The 18580-nt window shown below is 72.4% G+C and carries 19 protein-coding genes; 7 read left to right on the top strand and 12 right to left on the bottom strand.

The genetic code is table 11. The annotated features are described in order from the left end of the window. The first annotated feature begins 33 nt into the window (after window positions 1-33). Together uxaC and KXC43_RS01160 are read left to right on the top strand one after the other, a co-directional pair. Window positions 34-1431, top strand: coding sequence for a glucuronate isomerase (gene uxaC / locus KXC43_RS01165; protein WP_221373960.1), 1398 nt, complete (start codon window positions 34-36; stop codon window positions 1429-1431). Beyond that, a complete protein-coding gene (locus tag KXC43_RS01160; RefSeq protein ID WP_221373959.1) occupies window positions 1428-2648 on the top strand; it encodes a mannitol dehydrogenase family protein in 1221 nt (406 codons plus the stop codon). Before uxaC ends, KXC43_RS01160 begins: the two co-directional genes overlap by 4 nt. Here the strand turns inward: KXC43_RS01160 and larC are convergent. The 6 genes from larC to KXC43_RS01130 all read right to left on the bottom strand — a co-directional run bounded on the left by larC (window position 2622) and on the right by KXC43_RS01130 (window position 9678). Then, complete coding sequence (gene larC / locus KXC43_RS01155) at window positions 2622-3833, bottom strand: nickel pincer cofactor biosynthesis protein LarC (protein ID WP_221373958.1); 1212 nt, start codon at window positions 3831-3833, stop codon at window positions 2622-2624. The genes KXC43_RS01160 and larC overlap by 27 nt on opposite strands. Further along, entirely contained in the window at window positions 3830-4504 is a 675-nt protein-coding gene (larB, locus tag KXC43_RS01150; RefSeq protein WP_221373957.1) for a nickel pincer cofactor biosynthesis protein LarB, read from the bottom strand. The genes larC and larB overlap by 4 nt, the downstream gene beginning before the upstream one ends. Next, window positions 4501-5646: an ATP-dependent sacrificial sulfur transferase LarE gene (gene larE, locus KXC43_RS01145; RefSeq protein WP_308128915.1), complete on the bottom strand. Its 1146-nt coding sequence runs from the start codon at window positions 5644-5646 to the stop codon at window positions 4501-4503. The genes larB and larE overlap by 4 nt, the downstream gene beginning before the upstream one ends. A 449-nt stretch (window positions 5647-6095) precedes the next feature. Further along, window positions 6096-6827 carry a class I SAM-dependent methyltransferase gene (locus tag KXC43_RS01140; RefSeq protein WP_221373956.1) on the bottom strand — a complete coding sequence of 244 codons (732 nt, stop codon included), beginning with the start codon at window positions 6825-6827 and terminating at the stop codon, window positions 6096-6098. A gap of 273 nt (window positions 6828-7100) precedes the next feature. Continuing rightward, window positions 7101-8747, bottom strand: a complete 1647-nt coding sequence (locus KXC43_RS01135) for a fatty acyl-AMP ligase (protein ID WP_221373955.1) — start codon at window positions 8745-8747, stop codon at window positions 7101-7103. A 67-nt stretch (window positions 8748-8814) separates the two neighbouring features. Next, window positions 8815-9678: an SDR family NAD(P)-dependent oxidoreductase gene (locus KXC43_RS01130; RefSeq protein ID WP_221373954.1), complete on the bottom strand. Its 864-nt coding sequence runs from the start codon at window positions 9676-9678 to the stop codon at window positions 8815-8817. Between the two features lie 60 nt (window positions 9679-9738). Here KXC43_RS01130 and KXC43_RS01125 point away from each other — a divergent pair, with 60 nt between their 5' ends. Then, window positions 9739-10377, top strand: a complete 639-nt coding sequence (locus KXC43_RS01125) for a TetR/AcrR family transcriptional regulator (RefSeq protein WP_221373953.1) — start codon at window positions 9739-9741, stop codon at window positions 10375-10377. Here the strand turns inward: KXC43_RS01125 and KXC43_RS01120 are convergent. Beyond that, window positions 10352-10723, bottom strand: a complete 372-nt coding sequence (locus tag KXC43_RS01120; protein ID WP_221373952.1) for a hypothetical protein — start codon at window positions 10721-10723, stop codon at window positions 10352-10354. The genes KXC43_RS01125 and KXC43_RS01120 overlap by 26 nt on opposite strands. Window positions 10724-10949: 226 nt before the next feature. On the opposite strand from KXC43_RS01120, the gene KXC43_RS01115 reads away from it, so the two are divergent. Together KXC43_RS01115 and KXC43_RS01110 are read left to right on the top strand one after the other, a co-directional pair. Further along, on the top strand, window positions 10950-11336 hold the full coding sequence (locus KXC43_RS01115) for an ArsR/SmtB family transcription factor (protein WP_221373951.1): 387 nt from the start codon (window positions 10950-10952) through the stop codon (window positions 11334-11336). 10 nt (window positions 11337-11346) lie between these two features. Then, a complete protein-coding gene (locus tag KXC43_RS01110; protein WP_221373950.1) occupies window positions 11347-12138 on the top strand; it encodes an SDR family oxidoreductase in 792 nt (263 codons plus the stop codon). A 119-nt stretch (window positions 12139-12257) separates the two neighbouring features. On the opposite strand, the gene KXC43_RS01105 is transcribed toward KXC43_RS01110, so the two are convergent. Continuing rightward, window positions 12258-12980: a copper homeostasis protein CutC gene (locus tag KXC43_RS01105; RefSeq protein ID WP_221373949.1), complete on the bottom strand. Its 723-nt coding sequence runs from the start codon at window positions 12978-12980 to the stop codon at window positions 12258-12260. Window positions 12981-13140: 160 nt separating this feature from the next. On the opposite strand from KXC43_RS01105, the gene KXC43_RS01100 reads away from it, so the two are divergent. Continuing rightward, complete coding sequence (locus tag KXC43_RS01100) at window positions 13141-13668, top strand: AAA family ATPase (RefSeq protein ID WP_221373948.1); 528 nt, start codon at window positions 13141-13143, stop codon at window positions 13666-13668. On the opposite strand, the gene KXC43_RS01095 is transcribed toward KXC43_RS01100, so the two are convergent. Then, entirely contained in the window at window positions 13661-14065 is a 405-nt protein-coding gene (locus tag KXC43_RS01095) for a hypothetical protein (RefSeq protein ID WP_221373947.1), read from the bottom strand. The genes KXC43_RS01100 and KXC43_RS01095 overlap by 8 nt on opposite strands. A gap of 307 nt (window positions 14066-14372) precedes the next feature. On the opposite strand from KXC43_RS01095, the gene KXC43_RS01090 reads away from it, so the two are divergent. Further along, window positions 14373-15128 (top strand): P-loop NTPase, encoded by a 756-nt coding sequence (locus KXC43_RS01090; RefSeq protein ID WP_221373946.1) that lies wholly within the window; start codon window positions 14373-14375, stop codon window positions 15126-15128. Here the strand turns inward: KXC43_RS01090 and KXC43_RS01085 are convergent. Genes KXC43_RS01085 through KXC43_RS01075 form a run of 3 tightly spaced genes read right to left on the bottom strand, consistent with a single transcriptional unit; the run spans window position 15125 to window position 18533 of the window. Then, complete coding sequence (locus KXC43_RS01085; RefSeq protein WP_221373945.1) at window positions 15125-17335, bottom strand: FtsX-like permease family protein; 2211 nt, start codon at window positions 17333-17335, stop codon at window positions 15125-15127. The two genes, KXC43_RS01090 and KXC43_RS01085, sit on opposite strands and share 4 nt — an antisense overlap. Beyond that, window positions 17332-18012 carry an ABC transporter ATP-binding protein gene (locus KXC43_RS01080; protein WP_221373944.1) on the bottom strand — a complete coding sequence of 227 codons (681 nt, stop codon included), beginning with the start codon at window positions 18010-18012 and terminating at the stop codon, window positions 17332-17334. Before KXC43_RS01080 ends, KXC43_RS01085 begins: the two co-directional genes overlap by 4 nt. After that, on the bottom strand, window positions 18009-18533 hold the full coding sequence (locus KXC43_RS01075) for a PadR family transcriptional regulator (RefSeq protein ID WP_221373943.1): 525 nt from the start codon (window positions 18531-18533) through the stop codon (window positions 18009-18011). The genes KXC43_RS01080 and KXC43_RS01075 overlap by 4 nt, the downstream gene beginning before the upstream one ends. Between the last annotated feature and the right edge of the window lie 47 nt (window positions 18534-18580).

Raw genomic sequence — 18580 nt, 5'->3', positions numbered from 1 at the left:
CAGCGCCGCGTCCGGCCGATGAGGCTCGGGCGCATGGCTGCCCTGACGTTGCACCCCGACCGGCTCCTACCTGCCGATCCCGGAGTCCGGTCGATCGCCCGCCGCCTCTACGCCGAGGTTCAGGGACTGCCGATCATCAGTCCGCACGGGCACGTCGATCCGCGCCTGATCCTGGACGACCGTCCCTTCGTCGACCCGGCTTCGCTGTTCATCCAGCCCGATCACTACGTGACGCGGCTGTTGCACTCGGGCGGAGTGTCGCTGACCGACCTCGGCGTGGGGGAGGGGCCGCTGCCGGAGCCGCGGGCGCGCGAGGCGTGGCGGTTGTTCTGCGCGAATTGGCAACTTCTGCGCGGCACGCCCGTCCGTTTCTGGTTCGAGTCGTCCTTGGCGGACGTCTTCGGGGTGAGCGAACGGCCAACGGCGCACAATGCCGATGCTCTTTACGATCAGATCGCCGAGCAGCTCGGCCGGGACAGCCACCGGCCGCGGGCGCTCCTCGAGCGTTTCGACATCGCGTTCCTGGCGACGACCGACGACCCGGCCGACGATCTGGCCACCCACCGCGCGCTGCGCGAGGACGAGTCGATCGCCACCCGCATCGCGCCGACGTTCCGGCCCGACCGCTACCTCGAAGCCGGCCGGCCGGGCTGGGCCGAGCTGGTCAAGGAGCTCGGCGGCGACGTCGGCGACTACGCGGGGTACATCGCGGCGCTCGAGGAGCGGCGGCGCTACTTCATCTCGCTCGGCGCGGTCTCGGCCGACCACGGGCACGTCGACGCCGGTACGGAACCGCTCGACATCCGCGAGGCCGAGCGCATCTACCGCTCGGCGCTGGCCGGCACGGTCACCCCGCGCGAGGCCCTCGCGTTCCGCCGGCACATGACCTTCGAGATGGCCCGCATGTCCTGCGACGACGGCCTGGTGATGACACTGCACCCCGGCATCTGGCGCAACCACCACCCGGCCACGCTGGCCGCCCACGGTCCCGACACCGGCCACGACATCCCGGTCGCGCTCGAGCTGACCGCGGCGTTGCAGCCGCTGCTCGACCGCTTCGGCACCCACCCGAACCTGCATCTCGTGCTGTTCACCGTCGACCCGGACGTCTACAGCCGCGAGATCGCGCCGCTGGCCGGGTTCTACCCCTCGGTGTACGCCGGAGCGCCGTGGTGGTTTCTCGACAATCCGAGCGAGATCCGCCGCTACCAGCAGGCGGTCACCGAGATCGCCGGGTTCAGCCGGCTGTCCGGCTTCATCGACGACACCCGGGCGTTCTGCTCGATCCCGGCCCGCCACGACATGTCCCGTCGCCTCGACGCCGGTTTCCTGGCCGGTCTGGTCGCCGAGCACCGCCTCGACGAGGACGAGGCCCTGGACACCCTGACCGGCCTGGTCGTCACCCAGCCGCGCGAGGTGTTCAAGCTGTGAGAGCCGTCCGCATCGTCCACCTCGGGCTCGGCGGTTTCTTCCGCGCCCACCAGGCCTGGTACACCGGCTTCGACGACGAGTGGGGGATCGCCGCCTTCACCGGGCGCTCGGCCGGGCTGGCCGAGACGCTGACCCGGCAGGACGGGCGCTACACCCTCGTCGTACGGGGACCCGACTCCGACGATCTTCAGGTGCAGACCTCGGTGGTGGCCGCGTATCCCGGCAGCGACGCCGCCACGTGGCGTTCGCTGGTCGCCGATCCGGCCGTCGCGGTCGTGACGATCACCATGACCGAGGCCGCCTACGCTCCCGACGGCGTCGTCGCGGACCGCCTCGTCGCCGGGCTCTCCGCGCGCCGGCTGGCCGGTTCCGGCCCGATCGCCGTCGTCTCGTGCGACAACCTGCCCGGCAACGGCGAGGTGACCGCCCGCGTGGTCCACGACCTGGCCGCCCGCCTCGATCCGGCGCTCGACGAGTGGATCACCGGCAACGTCTCCTTCGTGGCCACGATGGTCGACCGCATCACCCCTCGGACGACACCCGCCGACGTACGCGAGGTGGGTGGCGCCGACGCCGTGCCGGTCATCACCGAGCCGTACACCGAGTGGATCCTCAGCGGCGAGTTCCCCGCGGGTCGCCCGGCCTGGGAGCGGGGCGGCGCCCGCTTCGTCGACGACGTGGTGCCGCACGAGACCCGCAAGCTGCTGCTGCTCAACGGCGGGCATTCCCTGCTGGCGTACGCCGGCAGCGCGCTCGGCCACGAGACGGTGGCCGCCGCCGTGGCCGACCCGCAGTGCCGCGCCTGGCTCGACGAGTGGTGGGACGAGGCGTGCCGGCACGTGCCCCTGCCCGCGGACGAGCTCACCGCCTACCGCGCGGCGCTGATCGAGCGCTTCGCCAACCCGCGCATCCGCCACACCCTGGCCCAGATCGCCGCCGACGGCTCGCAGAAGATCCCGATCCGGGTGCTTCCGGTGCTGCGCGCCGAACGGAAGGCCGGCCGCCGGGCGACCGGTTCCGCGCGGATCCTGGCGGCGTGGATCGACCACCTGCGTGGTTCCGGAGCGCCGGTCGCGGATGCGGGCGCGGCGCCGTACGTCTCCAGCGCGGGTTCGGTCCGTGACGTCCTCACCCTGCTGGCACCCGAGCTCGACGGCGACACCGAGCTGATCGCCGGGACCGAGAGCCTGCTACGAGGGTCGGAGGTGCACGGCTAGCTCGGCTCCCACGACCAGACCGGCGTCCAGCGCGGCGGCCAGGGCGTCCTGGAGGACGAGCCGCTCCGGCCTGTCCTGGCGGCGGGCCAGCGCGGCGACGTCCTCGAACTCGGGCATGACCTGCAGGATGACCCCGTCGCGGTGGGCGACCTTGACCACCACGCGGGTGTCGCCCACGGTCACGTCGGCGAAACCCCGGTCCAGAGCCACCTTCCCGTACGGGCTGTGGCGGATCCCGAGCGTGCTGGTGTCCCGGAAGATCTGCTCGCGCAGCGTGTCGGCCAGCGCCGGCGGGCAGAGCACGCTCAGCGTGTGGGCCGGGCGGCCCTTCTTCATCACGATCGGCACCAGCCACGCGTCCGACGCGCCCCGGTGCAGCAGCGCCGCCAGGATCCCCGGCCACAACCGCGGATCGAGATCGTCGACGTTGGCCTCGAGCAGCACCGCCGTCTGCTCCGTCTTCTCCGGCTCGGTGGCGGTGCCCCCTTCCGCGGCGCCGACCAGCACCCGGACGACATTGGCGTGCCCCGCCGGATCGCGGGCGCCGGCCCCGACCCCGACCAGGTCGAGCGTCATCGGCGGCAGCGGCTCGCAGGCGTGGGCGTAGGTGCGCAGCAGGGCGAGCCCGGTCGGCGTGGCCAGCTCGCCGTCGCCGCCGGCCGAGACCTGCCAGCCCTTGGCCAGCTCGGCCACGGCGGGCGCGGGCACCGGCAGGCGGCCGTGCCGGGATCGCACGGTGCCCGAGCCCAGCGCCACCGGCCCGGCCGAGACGGTGGTGACGCCCAGGTCGTCCAGGGCCGCGCAGCACCCGACCACGTCGGCGATGGCGTCCAGCGCGCCCACCTCGTGGAAGTGCACGTCGTCGGCCTCGATGCCGTGCACGCGGCCCTCGGCCTCGGCCAGGCGGCGGAAGACGGCGGCGGCCTTGTCCGCGTTCTTCAGCAGGCCGCGGATGTCGTGCCAGGTGCGGTGGGGCGGATCGCCGGCGAGGGGTTCCACCTCGGCCTTGAGCGCCCGCAGGCCGCCGCGGGTCACTTCCCGCGTACGGATCCGGACCGTCCCACCCGACACGGCATCCACCGCGGACTGCACCGCCCCGAGCGACGCGCCCGCATCGAGCAGCGCCCCCAGCAGCATGTCGCCCGCGATCCCGGCCGAAGCGTCGATCCACGCGTGCCGCGTCACGCCGGCGCCGCGATCTGAGCGGCGAGGTGCCCCGCCCCGTAGCCGTTGTCGATGTTGACCACGGCCACTCCCGGGGCGCACGCGTTGAGCATGGTCAGCAGGGCCGCCAGCCCCTCGAAGGCGGCGCCGTAGCCGACCGAGGTGGGCACGGCGACGACGGGCGCCGGGATCAGGCCGGCGACCACGCCGGGCAGGGCGCCGTCCATGCCGGCCACGACCACGACGGCCCGGGCGCTGCGCAGCAGGTCGACGTGCTTGAGGATGCGGTGCAGGCCGGCCACGCCGACGTCGACGATCAGCTCGGTGCGGCGGCCCAGATACTGCGCGGACAGGGCCGCCTCCCGGGCGACGGGCAGGTCGGACGTGCCGGCGGCGACCACGACGACCCGTCCACCGGTGGGCTCCGGGGGCTCAGGGGGCCACGCGAGCAGGCCCGCCACGGGGTCGTGCCGGGCGTCGGGCAGCACGCTTCGGACTGCTGCGGCGTGGCTGTCGGTGGCACGGGTGAAGAGGGTGACCACGTCGGGCCGGTCCTTCACGGCGGTCGCGATGCCGGCGACCTGTTCCGGGGTCTTGCCCGCGCAGAAGACGGCCTCCGGATAGCCGCGGCGTTGCGCCCGGTCCAGATCCAGGTCGGCGTAGGAGGCCAGGTCGGGTCGGGTGTCTGTCATCGAGCGGGCTCAGCCTCTGCTTCCGGTTCGGTCCGTGCCGGCTCTGCTTCCGGCCTCGTTTCCGGCGTTGCGTCCGGCTTCGTTTCCATCCTTGCGTCCGGCTCCGTTTCCGGCCTTCTGGTCGACTTCACCTCCGGCCCCGCGGTGGGCTTCGTTTCCGGCCTTGCGGTGGGCTTCGTCTCCGGCCCCGCGGTGGGCTTCGTTTCCGGCCTTGCGGTGGGCTTCGTCTCCGGCCCCGCGGTGGGCTTCGTCTCCGGCCTCGCGGTGGGTTTCGTTTCCGGCCTCGCGCTCGGCGACGGCTGGTCTTCGCGCAGGTAGGCGCCGGTGAACGCGCCGGACTGGATGCCGGCCAGATCGAGGGTGACGAAGCGGAAGCCGGCCTCGATGACGGCCCGGTGCACCAGCTCTCGCAGCGGCTCGCTCGCCGCCCGCACGAGATCGCCGGCCGGGAGCTCGATCCGGGCGATGTCCCCGTGATGGCGTACGCGAAGATCGCCGAACCCGAGCCGCCGCAGCGCCGCCTCGGCCCGCTCCACCTGGCCGAGCTTGCGAGGACTGACGATCTGGTGGTGCGGAATGCGCGAGGCCAGGCACGGCGCCGCCGGCTTGTCGGCACACGGCAGGTCGAGGGCACGCGCGATCCGACGGACGGCCGCCTTGTCGAGCCCCGCGACGGCGAGCGGAGTCAGCACCCGGTGCTCGGCGGCCGCCCGCGCCCCCGGCCGATCGGGCCGCCGCACGTCGTCGGCGTTCTCGCCGTACGCCACCGCGTCCAGCCGATGCCGCTGCGCCACGTCGGCCCCGATGCGCGTGAAGAGCTCGTCCTTGCAGTGGAAACACCGGTCGGGCCCGTTGGCGCGGTAGGCCTCCCGCTCACCCTCGCGCGTCTCGACCTCGACCACCACCGCCCCGATCCGCCGGGCCACTCGATGCGCGGCGGCCCGCTCGTCGGCGGCCAGGCTGGGCGAGACCCCGAGAACGGCCACCACGCGGTCGGCCCCCAGAGCGCCGACCGCGAGCGCCAGCAGAACCGACGAGTCGACCCCGCCCGAGAACGCCACCCCCAGCCGCCCGACCCCCCGCAGTTGCTCCGCCACGCGCTCAGTAGCCAGCGCAGTCTCGTCGGTACCCACAGACGTCACCCCGCAATTGCACGCTGCCGCCCCCGCCCACTGGCAAGCGGTTGCCATTTGTTGCGGCAGCCGCGGAGTCACGCAAGACCGGCAGCCGACCGCACCGTCCAGCACAGCATCCCCGGAGGCGCCGCCTTTCAGTCCAGCATCCGCGGAGGTGCCGCCTTTGAGTGCAGCGTCCCCGCAGGTGCCGTCTTTGAGTGCAGCGCCCCCGGAGGCGCCGCTTTCAGTGCAGCGCCCCCGCAGGTGCCGCCTTTCAGCGCAGATCCCCGCAGACGCCGCCGCTCGGCACAGCGCCGGCAGGCGCCGCTTTCAGTGCAGCATCCGCTCTGGCGGTGCCGTCTCGTGCAGCGTTCGCTGGCGGAGCGCTCATCGCAGCACCGGCAGGGGATACCGTTCTGCTGGCGGCGCGCTCAGCGCAGCACCGGCAGGGGATGCCGGTCTGCTGGTGGCGCCGTTCAGCGCAGCACCAGCAGGTCGAGGGCGTCGACGACCGGTCCGGCCTGGGTCCGCGCCGCCTCCCGCAGCCGCGCCACGCCGGCCTCGTAGGCGTGGTCGCTGATCAGCTGGAGCGGAGTGTGCGCTTCGCGTCGCAGCGAGGCCGCAGCGTGGGCCAAAGATGGGGCGGTGACTTGCGGGACCGGCTCACATCCCACGGTTGCCAGGCCGGTGATGGCGAACGCCGCCTCGACCTCGCTGACGGTGGGATAGCGGTCGAGCACGCCAATTGCCTCGGGAAACCAGTGGAACAGGCTGATCGCGTGGTGCCGGCCCCGGAACACCGATCGGATCATCACCGGTGCGTCGGGCTTCAGCACGCGACGGATCTCCCGGGCCGCCGCCGCGAGGTCGGGAACATGATGGATCACCGTGGAGAGCCAGACCCCGTCGAGGCCGGCGTCCGGGAACGGCAGGTTGTCGGCCGTGCCGGGCGCGATCGGCTGAAAGACCGCACGGTCGCGCATCGCCGGCGAGGGCTCGACCGCCAGGACGTCGACGCCCGGCCACCACGTCCGAAAGGCCCGGGCCCAAGTGCCGGTGCCGCACCCGAGGTCGAGAATCCGCGTTCCCGGCCGGGGGTCGAAGTGCCGGCCGATCGCGTCACGCCACCCGCCCAGGGCGTCAGCACTCAGATGCCGGTCGGCCTCGAACGCCGCCGCGTCCACACTGTCGTACGAGATCAGCGCCATGCCCCAGCCAAACCGCCCAGCCGGACGCCGGCAACAGCAAGTGCACGGTTTCACACCAGCCGGGCCGCCGCGCCCGGTCGCCGCTGGACATCGGCGACGCCGATCGGGCGGGCGGCCGGTCGCGTTGAAGGCGCCGGTTGTGTGGCGGTCGCGTTGAAGGCCGGTTCCCGGTCGTGGCTGGGCGTGTGCGACGCCGATCGTTTGGCGGGTCGCCCTCAGGGCCGGTCTGGTCGTCGTTTGACGGAAGCGACGCCGATCGGGCGGTCGGTTGCCCTACTGACCGGCAAGCAGGGCCCTGGCCGCGGCTCGGCGGAGTTTGCCGGAAGGGGTTTTCGGCAGGGAACCCGGTGGCAGGATGCGGACGGCGGCCGGGCGGGCGTCGATCTCGGAGACCACGCGGGCGGTGACCTCACGGGCCATCTGGGCCGCGGCGGCCTCGTCGCCTGCCTGACGGGACTCGGCCAGCACGGCGAACGACTCGCGGGCCACGCCGTCACCAGCCAGAATCCGGACGGCGGCCACGTTGCCCTCGCGGACGCCGGGGACCGTGGCGGCCGCGCGTTCGATGTCGGTGGGGTAGATGTTGCGTCCACCCATGATGATCACGTCTTTGCGGCGGCCGCAGACGACGATCTGCCCGTCGGCCACGTAGCCCTCGTCGCCGATGTCGAGCCAGCCGTCGGCGTCGCGCGCCGGCTCCCAGCCGTCGGGCGTGAGGTAGCCGTCGGTCACCGATTCCCCGCGCAGTTGCAGGCGGCCCACCTGCCTGTCGCCGAGCGGCTTGCCCTCGTCGTCGACCACCCGCACCTCGACACTGGGGAACGGCCGGCCCAGCATCGGGATCTCGCGCACCGCGCCCGTCGGATTCGCAGCCGCCGCCGTCGCCAGGTTGTCCCGCTCGAGGGCGGCGGCGTCGACGTGGTCGAGCTGCATCGGGTCGGCCACGCCGGACAGGGAGATGACGAGCGTGCTTTCGGCCGCGCCGTAGCAGCAGTTGACGGCGCCCGGGTCGAAGCCGAATCGCGCGGCGACCTGGACGAACGCGCGCATCGTGGCCGGGTCGATCGGCTCGGCGCCGTTGCACGCCACGCGCAGCTTCGACAGGTCGAGCTGGCCCGGCTCGACCCGGGCCAGCTGGCGAGCCAGCACGGCCCAGGCGAAGTTGGGGGCGGTGGTGATCGTGCCGCCGTAGCGGCTCAGCAACTCGGCCCAGAGCAGCGGCCGGCCCAGGAAGTCGGCCGGGGTCACGCTGACCAGCTCGAGCCCGCTCAGCATGGGCAGCGCCAGGCAGCCGATCATGCCCATGTCGTGGAACATGGGCAGCCACGACACCATCACGCCGTCTTCGCCGCAGCTCAGGTGCTCGCCGGCGTCGGTCAGGTTGGCGTACAGGTTGCGGTGGGTGATGCGCACGGCCTTGGGCTCGGCCGTGGAACCGCTGGTGAGCTGCAGCAGCGCCGGGCTGTCGTCGTCGATCGGCACCGGGTCGGCCGGCGGGGCCGCGCTGAGCTCGGCGGGGGAGAAGTGCCTGATGCCGTACGCGTCGAGGGCCGGCGCCATCTGTTCGAACGGCGCACCGACCACGACGGACTGGGCGTCGATCATCCGCAGCACGCGCAGCGTGTCGTCGCGCCAGACCGCGAGGTCGGTGCGCGGGGTGGGCTGGTGCAGCATCGTCATGCTGCCGCCGGCCAGCCACACGCCCTGCGCCACCGGGGCGATCTCGGCCGGCAGACCGGCCAGCACCGCCACTGCCCGGCCCGGACGCAGCCCGCTCGCGATCAGGCCGCCGGCGATGCGGCGGGCGTGGTCGTGCAGGTCGCTCCACGAACGACGGACGGGCTGACTGGGCTCGCCGGTGACCATGCCCGTGCGGGCACGACCGGCGTTGGCGACGACACCTTCGACGAAGCGGCTCACGTCCAGCACGCTACGCGGATCCGTTCATGATCGCGGGGTGGCGTCGCGGGCCTGTGGACAACGTCGGTCAGTCCTGCGGGTAGGTCGCCGGGTAGGGCTCGGCGAAGTCGGCGGAGCGGCCGACCGCGGCCCACTCGTCGACCTCGGCGATCTGCCGGGCCGAGTACGCCCGGGACATCTCGACCGCGTTGACGCCGATCGGCAGGTGGGTGGGCAGGTGCTCCCGCTTGACCACCCGCACCAGGATCTCGCCGGCCCGGGCCGGGTCACCCGCGACCAGGTTGGCCGACCGGCCCGCGCCGCCGCCCGCCACGAGGCCGACCGTGCCGGCGTACTCCGCCGGGATGTCGTGGACGCTCATCGACGAGCCCGCCCAGTCGGTGGCGAAGCCGCTCGGCTCGACCACGAGGGTGCGGATGCCCAGCGGCGCCGTCTCGGTCGCCAGCACCCGGGTGAAGCCGTCGACGGCGAACTTGGCCGCCTGGTACGAGCCGAGCCCCGGCGTTCCGCCGACCCGCCCGCCGACCGAGGAGAACTGCACGATCGTGCCCGAGCCCTGCTTCTTGAGCACCGGCAGCACGGCCCGGGTCACGTGATAGACACCCCAGAAGTTGGTGTCGAACTGCCGGCGGAAGTCGTCCTCGTCGGTGGTCTCGATCGGCCCCACGTTGGCGTAGCCGGCGTTGTTGACCACCACGTCGATGCGCCCGAACTGTTCGACGGCCTGCTCGACCGCGGCACGGGCCGCGTCCCGATCGGTCACGTCGAGAGCGACCGGCAAAACCCTTTTTCCGTACGCGGCGACGAGCTCGTCGAGGTCGGCGGGCTTCCGCGCCGTGGCGACGACCTGGTCGCCCGCCTCGAGGGCGGCGCGAGCGAGAGCGGCGCCGAAGCCCCGCGACGATCCGGTGATGAACCATGTCTGTGTCATGGCTTTAGTGAAACGCCGTTTCGTTAATACCGCAACGGCGTTGTGTAAGATGGAGATGTGATGTCCGCTACCCGTGCCCGCAGCGCCGAGGCCAAGCAGCAACGTGAACGGGCGATCCTCGACGCCGCCCGCACCCTGGCCACCGCCCGCAGCGTCCGCGAGGTGACGCTGACCGATGTGGCGGCCGAGGTCGGCATGCACAAGTCGGCGATGCTGCGCTACTTCGAGACGCGCGAGCAGATCTTCCTGGCGCTGGCCGCGGAGTGCTGGCGCGAGTGGACCGACGACGTCCGGTCGTCCTGGGAATCGGCCCCGCCCGAGGCTGTGCTGGCCCGGTCGTTCGTGTCCCGGCCGCTGTTCTGCGATCTGCTCGCGCACATCCCGCTCAACCTCGAGCGCAACGTGTCCTTCGAGTCCGTCCGGGTCTACAAGCTGGCGTCGCTGGCTGCTGTCCGGGCCGTCGCCGGTGATCTGAGCAGCCGCGAGGGCTTGACCGAGCAGCAGGCGTACGACGTCGTGGCGACGGCGGCGGGCCTGGCCGGAGCTTTCTGGCAGATGGCGGCGCCGGGCACGCGGTTGCGGGAGTTCTACAAGTCCCAGCCCGAGCTGGCCCACGCGGTCGTCGACGTCGAGCCCCGCCTGGCCCGCACGCTGGGCGCGCTGATCGCCGGGTTCAGATCTCCAACTGCCGCTCGATGATCCGTAGCCGGTGCCGCGCCATCGCCAGGTTGGCGCGATCCCGGTTGAGGGCGAGATAGAGGAACAGGCCGCCGCCGTCCGGAGCGGTGATCGGGCGGATCAGGTGATACTGCGAGTCGAGCGTCACCAGAATGTCCTCGACTCCCTCGCGAAGGCCGAGCATGTCGAGCGTACGCAATTTGGCCCGTAGCACTTCGGTGTTGGCCGCCGCCGCGACGGAGACGTCGAAGCCGAAGCCGCCGCCCGCCGTGGCGAGCGCCATTCCGCTGTTCCAGTCCACGATCGCCACCGCGAGTGCGCCGTCCAGCTGCAGCGCGTCCTTGAGTGCCACGTCCATGTCGGCCATTCCGCGTGTGCTCCTTCCGTGGTCGTGGAACGAGCATGGCCGATGGTGGTGAATATCGATCGGACACACTGTGCGTCATGGACGCGAGCCCGGCTCCGAAGATAAGAACGACTACGCCCGGAATTGAAGACTTCTGCAATTCGACACCTGGACAATTGTTTATTGGCAGGGCCCGTCCGGCGCCCCCTGAGGTGGTCGGCACGCGTTCGGAGTGGGGGAGATGTCGATGTCCGTGCCGCTCTATCAGGCCAAGGCCGAGATGTTTCGCACGCTGGGCCATCCCGTACGCATCCGCGTGCTCGAACTGCTGCAGTCCGGCCCGCGCCCGGTCCGCGACCTGCTCGCCGAGATCGACGTCGAGCCGTCCAACCTGTCCCAGCAACTGGCCGTCCTGCGCCGCACCGGCGTCGTCGTCTCCTTCCGCGACGCCGGCCTGGTCATGTACGCGCTGAGCACCCCCGACGTCGCCGACCTGCTGGCCGCGGGCCGTCGCATCCTCGGCGCCGTCCTGACCGACCGCGACGGACTCCTGGCTGAGCTCCGGGCCCACTCACCCTCCGAACAGCCCGCACGCCCCGCCGCCTCGATCGAGGGGAGCACCGCGGCCCGATAGGGTTTCGCGCATGAGAACTGCGTTGGTCACCGGCGCCTCGTCCGGCATCGGCCTGGCCACGGCGACTGCGCTCGCCGCCCGCGGCTACCGGGTGCTCGGCACCAGCCGGCACCCGGAAACCGTGGCGCCCCGGCCGGGTGTCGAATATCTGCCGCTGGATCTCACCGAGCCCGAGTCGATCGAGGCGCTGGCCGAGCGCGTCAAGACCGTCGACATCCTGGTCAACAACGCCGGCGAGAGCCAGTCCGGGCCGTTCGAGGAGCTGCCGGGCGACGCGCTGCGCCGGCTGTTCCAGGTCAACGTCCTGGGTCCCGTACGGCTGACGCAGTTGACCCTGCCCGGCATGCGGGAGCGGGGCTACGGGCGCGTCGTGATGGTCGGCTCGATGCTCGCCTCGTTCCCGTTGGCCTACCGCTCGTCGTACGTCGCCACCAAGGCCGCCATCAAGGGCTTCAGCAACGGGGCAAGGCACGAGTTCTCCCCGTACGGCGTGTGGTTCACGACGGTCGAGCCGGGCGCCATCAGCACGGGCATCAGCGAGCGCCGCACCAGCTACATCGAGCCCGACTCGCCGCATCGCCGCGACTACGAGCGCATGCTGGCCGCCCTCAACCGCAACGAGGCCGCCGGCGCCTCGGCCGGGCAGGTCGCCGCCACGATCGTCGCCGCGATCGAGAAGGACAAGCCCCGCCAGCGGTACGCCGTGGGCAGCAACGCCGCGCTGGTCTTCCCGGCCCGCCGCCTGCTGCCCGTCTGGCTGGCCGAGAAGCTCACCCACCGCCGCCACGACCTGGCCCGCTGACCCGGCCGGTTCGGCGGTTCACGCACCGCCGGCGTGGCCGGGCGTGCCGACCAGGTCGAAGGCGGGCGCCGGCTCGGCGAAGTAGTAGCCCTCCGCGCCGGAAAAGTGAGCGGGTTGCGCTATCCGGCCGGCGTGCGCAGGACCTCGATGATGCGGCCGGCCTCGTTCCCGTCGGTCGTCTCGCGTCCGGAACTGTCGGCGGTGCCCAGCGAAACGCCCACCGCGTCGCGGACGGTCCGCTTGGCCGAGGCGTGCACGGCCGGGACGCCGGTGGCCACGATCTTCTCGACCACGCCGGGGTGTACCCCGCCCCCGGCCATGATCTCGATGCGCCCGGCCGCGGCCGCCACCAGCGCGGCGAGCGCGGGCAGCGCGTCGGCGACCTGGGCGGCCCCGGCCGAAGTCAGGATTCGCCGCACGCCGAGCCGGACGAGTTCGTCCAACCCCGCGTACGGGTCGTCGACCGTGTCGAACGCGCGGTGGAACGTCACGTCAGCCCCACCGGCCGCTTCCACCACGCGGGCGGTGAGCTCGTTGTCGATCTTTCCCCCGCGTACGCCCCCCACGACCACCCCGGCCGCGCCGGCGCGCACGACATGGCGTACGTCGGAGAGGATCGTCGCCGCCTCGGCCGGGTCGTAGTCGAAACCGCCGGGCCGTGGCCGCACCAGCACGTGCACCGGCGGCATGCCCGGCGTGCCCACGGCCGCCTCGACGAACCCCAGCGACGGCGTCACCCCACCCAGCGGCAGCGCCGAACAGAGCTCGATCCGGTCCACCGGGAGCCGCGCCGCCACAGCCAGCCCGTGCGCATCCTGAACAGCCAGCTCAAAGGCAACCATCAGGCCGCGGTCCCCCGTTGTCTCAAGCGGTCACGAACCCCGGAAGTATCCCATCGACGCCGGTTCAACCGTGCAGCGGCTCGTTCTCCCGGGGGAGGCGACCGAGTTCTGCCGCGGCGAGGGCTGTCGGCCCCGGCGACGCCACGGAAAGCTTGGCCCCATGCCGAGACACGTGCTCACCGGCGCCCCGGGTTCGGGAAAAACGGCCGTTCTGCGCCGGCTCGAGACCGCCGGGTTCGCGGTCGTCGAGGAGGCCGCCACCGACGTCATCGCGCTGCAGCAGGCGCTGGGCGTCGAGGAACCGTGGCAGGCCCCGGCCTTCATCGAGCGCATAGTGGAACTCCAGCACCGGCGGCAGCTGAGGGCCGGCGACGGCATCACCTTCTTCGACCGATCACCGGTGTGCACGCTGGCGTTGAGCCGCTTCCTCGGTGTCGACCCGCCGCCGGAGCTGCTCGCCGAGCTCGACCGGATACGGGTGGAGCGCGTGTACGAGCCGGCCGTGTTCTTCGTCCGTAACCAGGGCTTCGTCCGGCCGACGGCGGCTCGTCGCATCACCTTCGAGGAGTCCCTGGCCTTCGAGCGGGTCCACGAACAGGCCTACCGGGAGGCGGGCTTCGCGATCGTCGACGTGCCCGCCGGGCCGCTGGAGGCTCGCGCGGCCACCATCTACGACGCCGTCACATGACGATCGAGAGCTTCTCCTCGAATGTCGGCCCCGACAACGAGGCGTAGCTGAATCGGACCCAGCCGGTGCCCAGCGGTGGATCGGCCGGGACGACGATCTCTTCGATGAAGGCGCCGTCGCCGTCCGTCTGAGCTTCGTTCGTAGCCGCAGGACGGGCGTTGGGCTTCCCGATCGGATAGAACGTGCCCAGGATCAGATCGAGCTTGAACGGCGCGTATCGGTCGAGGTGATAGCCCCGCACCACGACGGTCTGGCCCGCTTTCGCATGATCGCGATCGAGGTCGATCCGTGCTGTTCGGAACACCAGAATCAGGGCCCTCTGGGTGGTGCGATCAACGGAGTCCTGATGGATGAGGAGGAAGCCGCCGGCGATCATCCCGGTCAGGCCGGCGATCATCCACGGCCAGTTCCGAGTGCCCGTTCGTCCGGATGGCGGGGAGACACGCGCGGGGCCGGGGGTGCGGAGGAGTGGGCATGACCAGGGGCTCGGCGAGCCGCCCAGACGGCCACCGCCACGCCGACGACCGACACGAGCGCGCCGGCCCATTCACCGACGAGGCCCGCGATCTCGATACCGTCCGCAGCTTCGATCACCGCTGTCTCCCTCCTACCGCGCCACGGTGCAGTACGTCAGCCGGCCGTTGGCGGATCTGTCGGGTACCGGACTGTCGCCGGGTCAGCAAGCGTGTCAGTACGGTTGGTTGATGGGTGAACCCGCTTCCGTTCCGCAAGTGCCGATCATCGCTGTGGCCAGTGGCAAGGGTGGCGTCGGGAAGACGAGTGTCGCGGTGGCGCTCGGGCGGCAGCTGGCTCGCAGCGGGCGCAGAGCCGGGCTGGTCGATGCCGACATCGCTGGGCCCGATGTGCCGCGCATGCTGGGCATCCGGCGGGATGTGCCGGCCCGGTCGGTGACGTTGGCGCGGTGGACGCGGGACGGGCGCGACGCGGGGCTGGAAGCGGTCGAGGTGGACGGGCTCAAGGTCGCCTCGGCCGGGTTTCTGCTGGCCGGGAGTCAGGGGCTCGCGCTCGGCACGGATCTGAGCGATCTCCTGCTCGGCCGGCTTCTCCACGAGACGAACTGGGGCGACGTCGAGGTGCTGGTGGTGGATCTGCCGCCCGGCGCCAACTTCACGCAGCAGGGCGTGCTGTCCGGCGCCGGGCGGGTGACGACGATCCTGGTGGTGACGCCGGCCGAGGTCTCACATCTGGACACCGGGCGGACGCTCGAGGTGTTGCGTTCGGTCCGGACTCCGGTGCTGGGCGGGGTCGAGAACATGGCGTACTTCGCCTGTCCCGGTTGTGGCGAGCGGACCGAGCTGCACACGCCCGCGCCCGAGGAGCGCACCATCTGGGCCGCCGGCGTCGGACGGCTGGCGCGGTTGCCGTTCCGGCCCGACGGCGCGATCGGCGAGGCCGACCTGGCCCCCGTCGTCACGGCCGTGGAAGCGCACATCGGTTAGTCGTTGCGGGCGGCCTCCGGGCCGGTGATCTGGCGCAGCAGGGGCAGGGTCAGGCTGATGACGGCGAGGGAGGCCGCGATGCCGCCCAGCACGGTCGCGTAGAACGACAGGGCCGGTGGGTGCAGCGAGATCTCCTCCTGCGCGCGCAGGAACAGGTGCGCCGCGAGCAGACCGGCGCCCAGGGCCACCGCGGCCGCGGCAAGCAGGGGGGTCACGCTTTCCAGGGCCACCACGCGGCGCAGCGTGCGCAGCGGGACGCCGGCCAGGCGGAGCATGCTGAACGGGCGCTTGCGCTCGCTCAGGCCGGCGGCGACGCCCACCGCCAGGCTGCACCCGGCGATGGCCAGGCTGGCCAGCACGACCACGTCGGCCAGGCGCTGCCAGCCGGCGAAGGTGCGGGTGGACTCGGCGTTCCACTCGGCGTCGGTGTACGGCGAATACATCATGGGATGGGCGAGGGCGAGCGTGGTGCGGGCGCGCTCGATCGCGGCCCGCGTGCCGTCTGTGTACGTCACGATCGAGTCGACCGCGAGGCTGGGCAGGCGGTCGGCGGGGACGTCGGCCGTGGGCCAGACGCCGTTCCAGCCGTCGGGACCCTGCAGTCCGTTGTAGACCCACGCCGTCGTCGCGCCGGGAGCGCAACGGCCGTTGGTGGCCATGACGGCCAGGTCGGCGCAGGACGCGAGCGTCGTGGGCCAGCCCCACTCGCCGAGCGGCTCCCGCGGTGGCGGCTGGTCGGCCGGCGGGCGCCGGGTCACGGCGATTTCCCGTACGCCCGATTGGCTCCTCAAAGCGGCCGGCACCGGATCGCCGGTCGGGGCGGGCAGGCCGTCGCGGAAGATGGTGTGCAGCACCGAACTTTCGGCGCTGCCGGTGGCAGCCAGCTCTTTCGCCCTGTCCGCGTTCAGGGAGCCCATGATGCCGACCGCGACCGTCATGACGAACAGCGCGATCACCAGGCCACTGACCGAGCGGAAGCCGGCCTGGGGGTTGCCGGCCAGGCGGCGGGCCGCGATCAGCCCGGCCGTGCCGTTCGCGCGGCGGGCGGCGATGCGGGCGACGGCCATGGTCAGCCACGGCCCGGCCACCATCAGACCGATCATCACGATGAGGATGCCGGACAGGTAGGCCACGATCTGACCGTCCGTCGTGGACGGCCGGCGGCCCACGAAGTACGAGAGCTCGGCCAGACCGGCGAGCAGCGGCACGACGCGCCAGGCGCGCGGCGGACGGGCGGCGGCCCGGCGGGCTATGCCCAGCGGCGACACCCGTACGCGCCGAAGCGCGACCAGCGCGGCCACAGCGGCCAGCAGGGGGACGCCGAAGGCGACGCCGAGCGCCAGCGGCGGGCTGAGCGCCAGGTCGGCCGGGAACATGGGCGCGCCGGTGAACGGGAGCGCGGCCAGGGCGTCGCGGAAGGCGAGGAACAGGACGAGACCGGCGGCGGTGCCGGCGATCGCGGAGACCATTGCTTCCACCGCTGCGACGACGCCGACCTGCTGCGGTGTCGCGCCGACCAGGCGCATCGCCGCGAAACGCTGCTCGCGGCGGGTGGCGGCGAGGCGCGTGGTGGTGCCGACCAGGATGACCAGCGGGAAGATGAGCGCGGCGGCCACCACGCCCAGCACCAGCTGCAGCCCGGAGGTGGGTATGCCTGCCCAGCAACCGCCGGGGCAATCGGTCGGCGCGACCGTCGAGATGGTGCCGACCCGCCGCACGCCGGGGCGCTGGGACAGTTCGGTGGGGGAGTAGCCGACCACGGCGACCAGCGAGTCGGGCGAGGGCAGGGCCTCGTCGCCGACGGTGCCGGCGAGGCGGCCGGGGTAGCGGTCGGCCAGCTCGGCCGGGGGAGTGGCTGCGATCAGCTCGGCCAGGGCCGGGGACGCGAAGTATTCGCCGGGGCCGGGCAGCCGGGGCAGACCCGGCGGCACGGGCGATTGCGGGCCGGTGGCGGCCAGGTCGACCCGGCCGATCGTGCGCGCGTCGAAGCCGTCGATCCGCAGCTGCCACCACAGCGGGTCGGGGCCGGCCTCGACGGTCGAGTTGGCCCAGCCGTAGCGGTCGTTCTGGCTGGTGACCCCGCTCAGCCCGGCCAGCGCGGCCACCAGCATGCCGACCCCGAGCGCCATCGCGACCGCGATGACCGCCAGCCGTACCAGCGCCTCACGACCCCCCGCCAGCGTGAGACGCAGACCGAAGCGGATCATGCGACGGGCTCTGCGGTGAGCGCCAGCACCCGGCCGTCGCGCACGACGACCTCGCGGTCCGCGTACGCGGCCACGCGGGGCTCGTGCGTCACGAGCACCACCGCCGTGCCCGCCTCGCGCGCCGAGCCGACCAGCAGATCCATGACCTGCTCGCCGGTGAGCGAGTCGAGCGCGCCGGTGGGCTCGTCGGCGAACAGCACCCGCGGGCGGGCGACGAGACCGCGGGCCAGCGCAACGCGTTGGGCCTGGCCGCCGGAGAGCTCGCCCGAGGTGCGGCCGGCCAGCCCGTCGAGGCCCAGCCGGTCGAGCCAGACCCGGGCCTCGGCGGTCGCCTTCGATCGCCGCACGCCCGAGAGCAGGAGGGGAAGCGCGACGTTCTCTTCGGCGCTCAGCTCGGGCACCAATTGTCCGAACTGGAACACGAAGCCGAATCGGTCGCGGCGCAGGGCGCTGCGGCCGGTCTCGCCGAGCCGGTCGATGCGCTGCCCCTCGAAGTGGACCTCGCCGGAGTCGGGCACGAGAATGCCGGCCAGGCAGTGCAGCAGGGTGGACTTGCCGGAGCCGCTGGGCCCCATGACGGCGAGGATCTCGCCCTCGGCCAGCCGCAGATCGGCGCCGCGCAGGGCGGGTGTGCGGCCGAACGAGAGGTGGACGTCGCGGGCCTCGAGGATCGTCATTGCCGGACCTCCCGGGCGAGGGCGTCGAGGCGGGCCGCGGTCAGGTCGATCCAGCGCAGGTCGGCCTCGATGTGGAACATGGCGTGGTCGGCGAGCAGCGAGTCGACGAGGTTGCCGGAGCGCTTGACCGTGGTCAGCTCGCGCATGCGCTGCATGTGGGCGGCGCGCTGGGTGTCCAGGTAGTGCTCGGCCGGGCGGCCCAGCAGCAGCGACAGGGTCACCTTGGCGAACAGCACCGTCTGCAGGTGGGGCTCGGGGGCGACCGGTTCGGTGAGCCAGGCGTCGACCTCGGTCGCCCCGGAATCGGTGATGACGTAACGCTTGCGGTCGGGGCCGGCGCCCGCCTCGGGATCGCTGATCACGACCTTGCCGTCGCGGGCGAGCCGGCTCAGCGTCGAGTAGACCTGGCCGAAGGAAAGGGGCTTGTCGCGCCCGAAGAACGCGTCGTAGTCGCGCTTGAGGTCGTAGCCATGGCTGGGCTCACGTTCGAGAAGCCCCAGAAGAGTCAGCGGCACCGTCATGCGGCCGACTATACGCCGAGAGTATACGCTCAGAGAAGAGCTGCGGC

This window comes from Paractinoplanes polyasparticus (assembly GCF_019710575.1).
GTDB lineage: Bacteria > Actinomycetota > Actinomycetes > Mycobacteriales > Micromonosporaceae > Actinoplanes > Actinoplanes polyasparticus.
The sequence above is the reverse complement of the archived record's forward strand: the minus strand, read 5'-3'. Positions and strand labels throughout refer to the sequence as shown.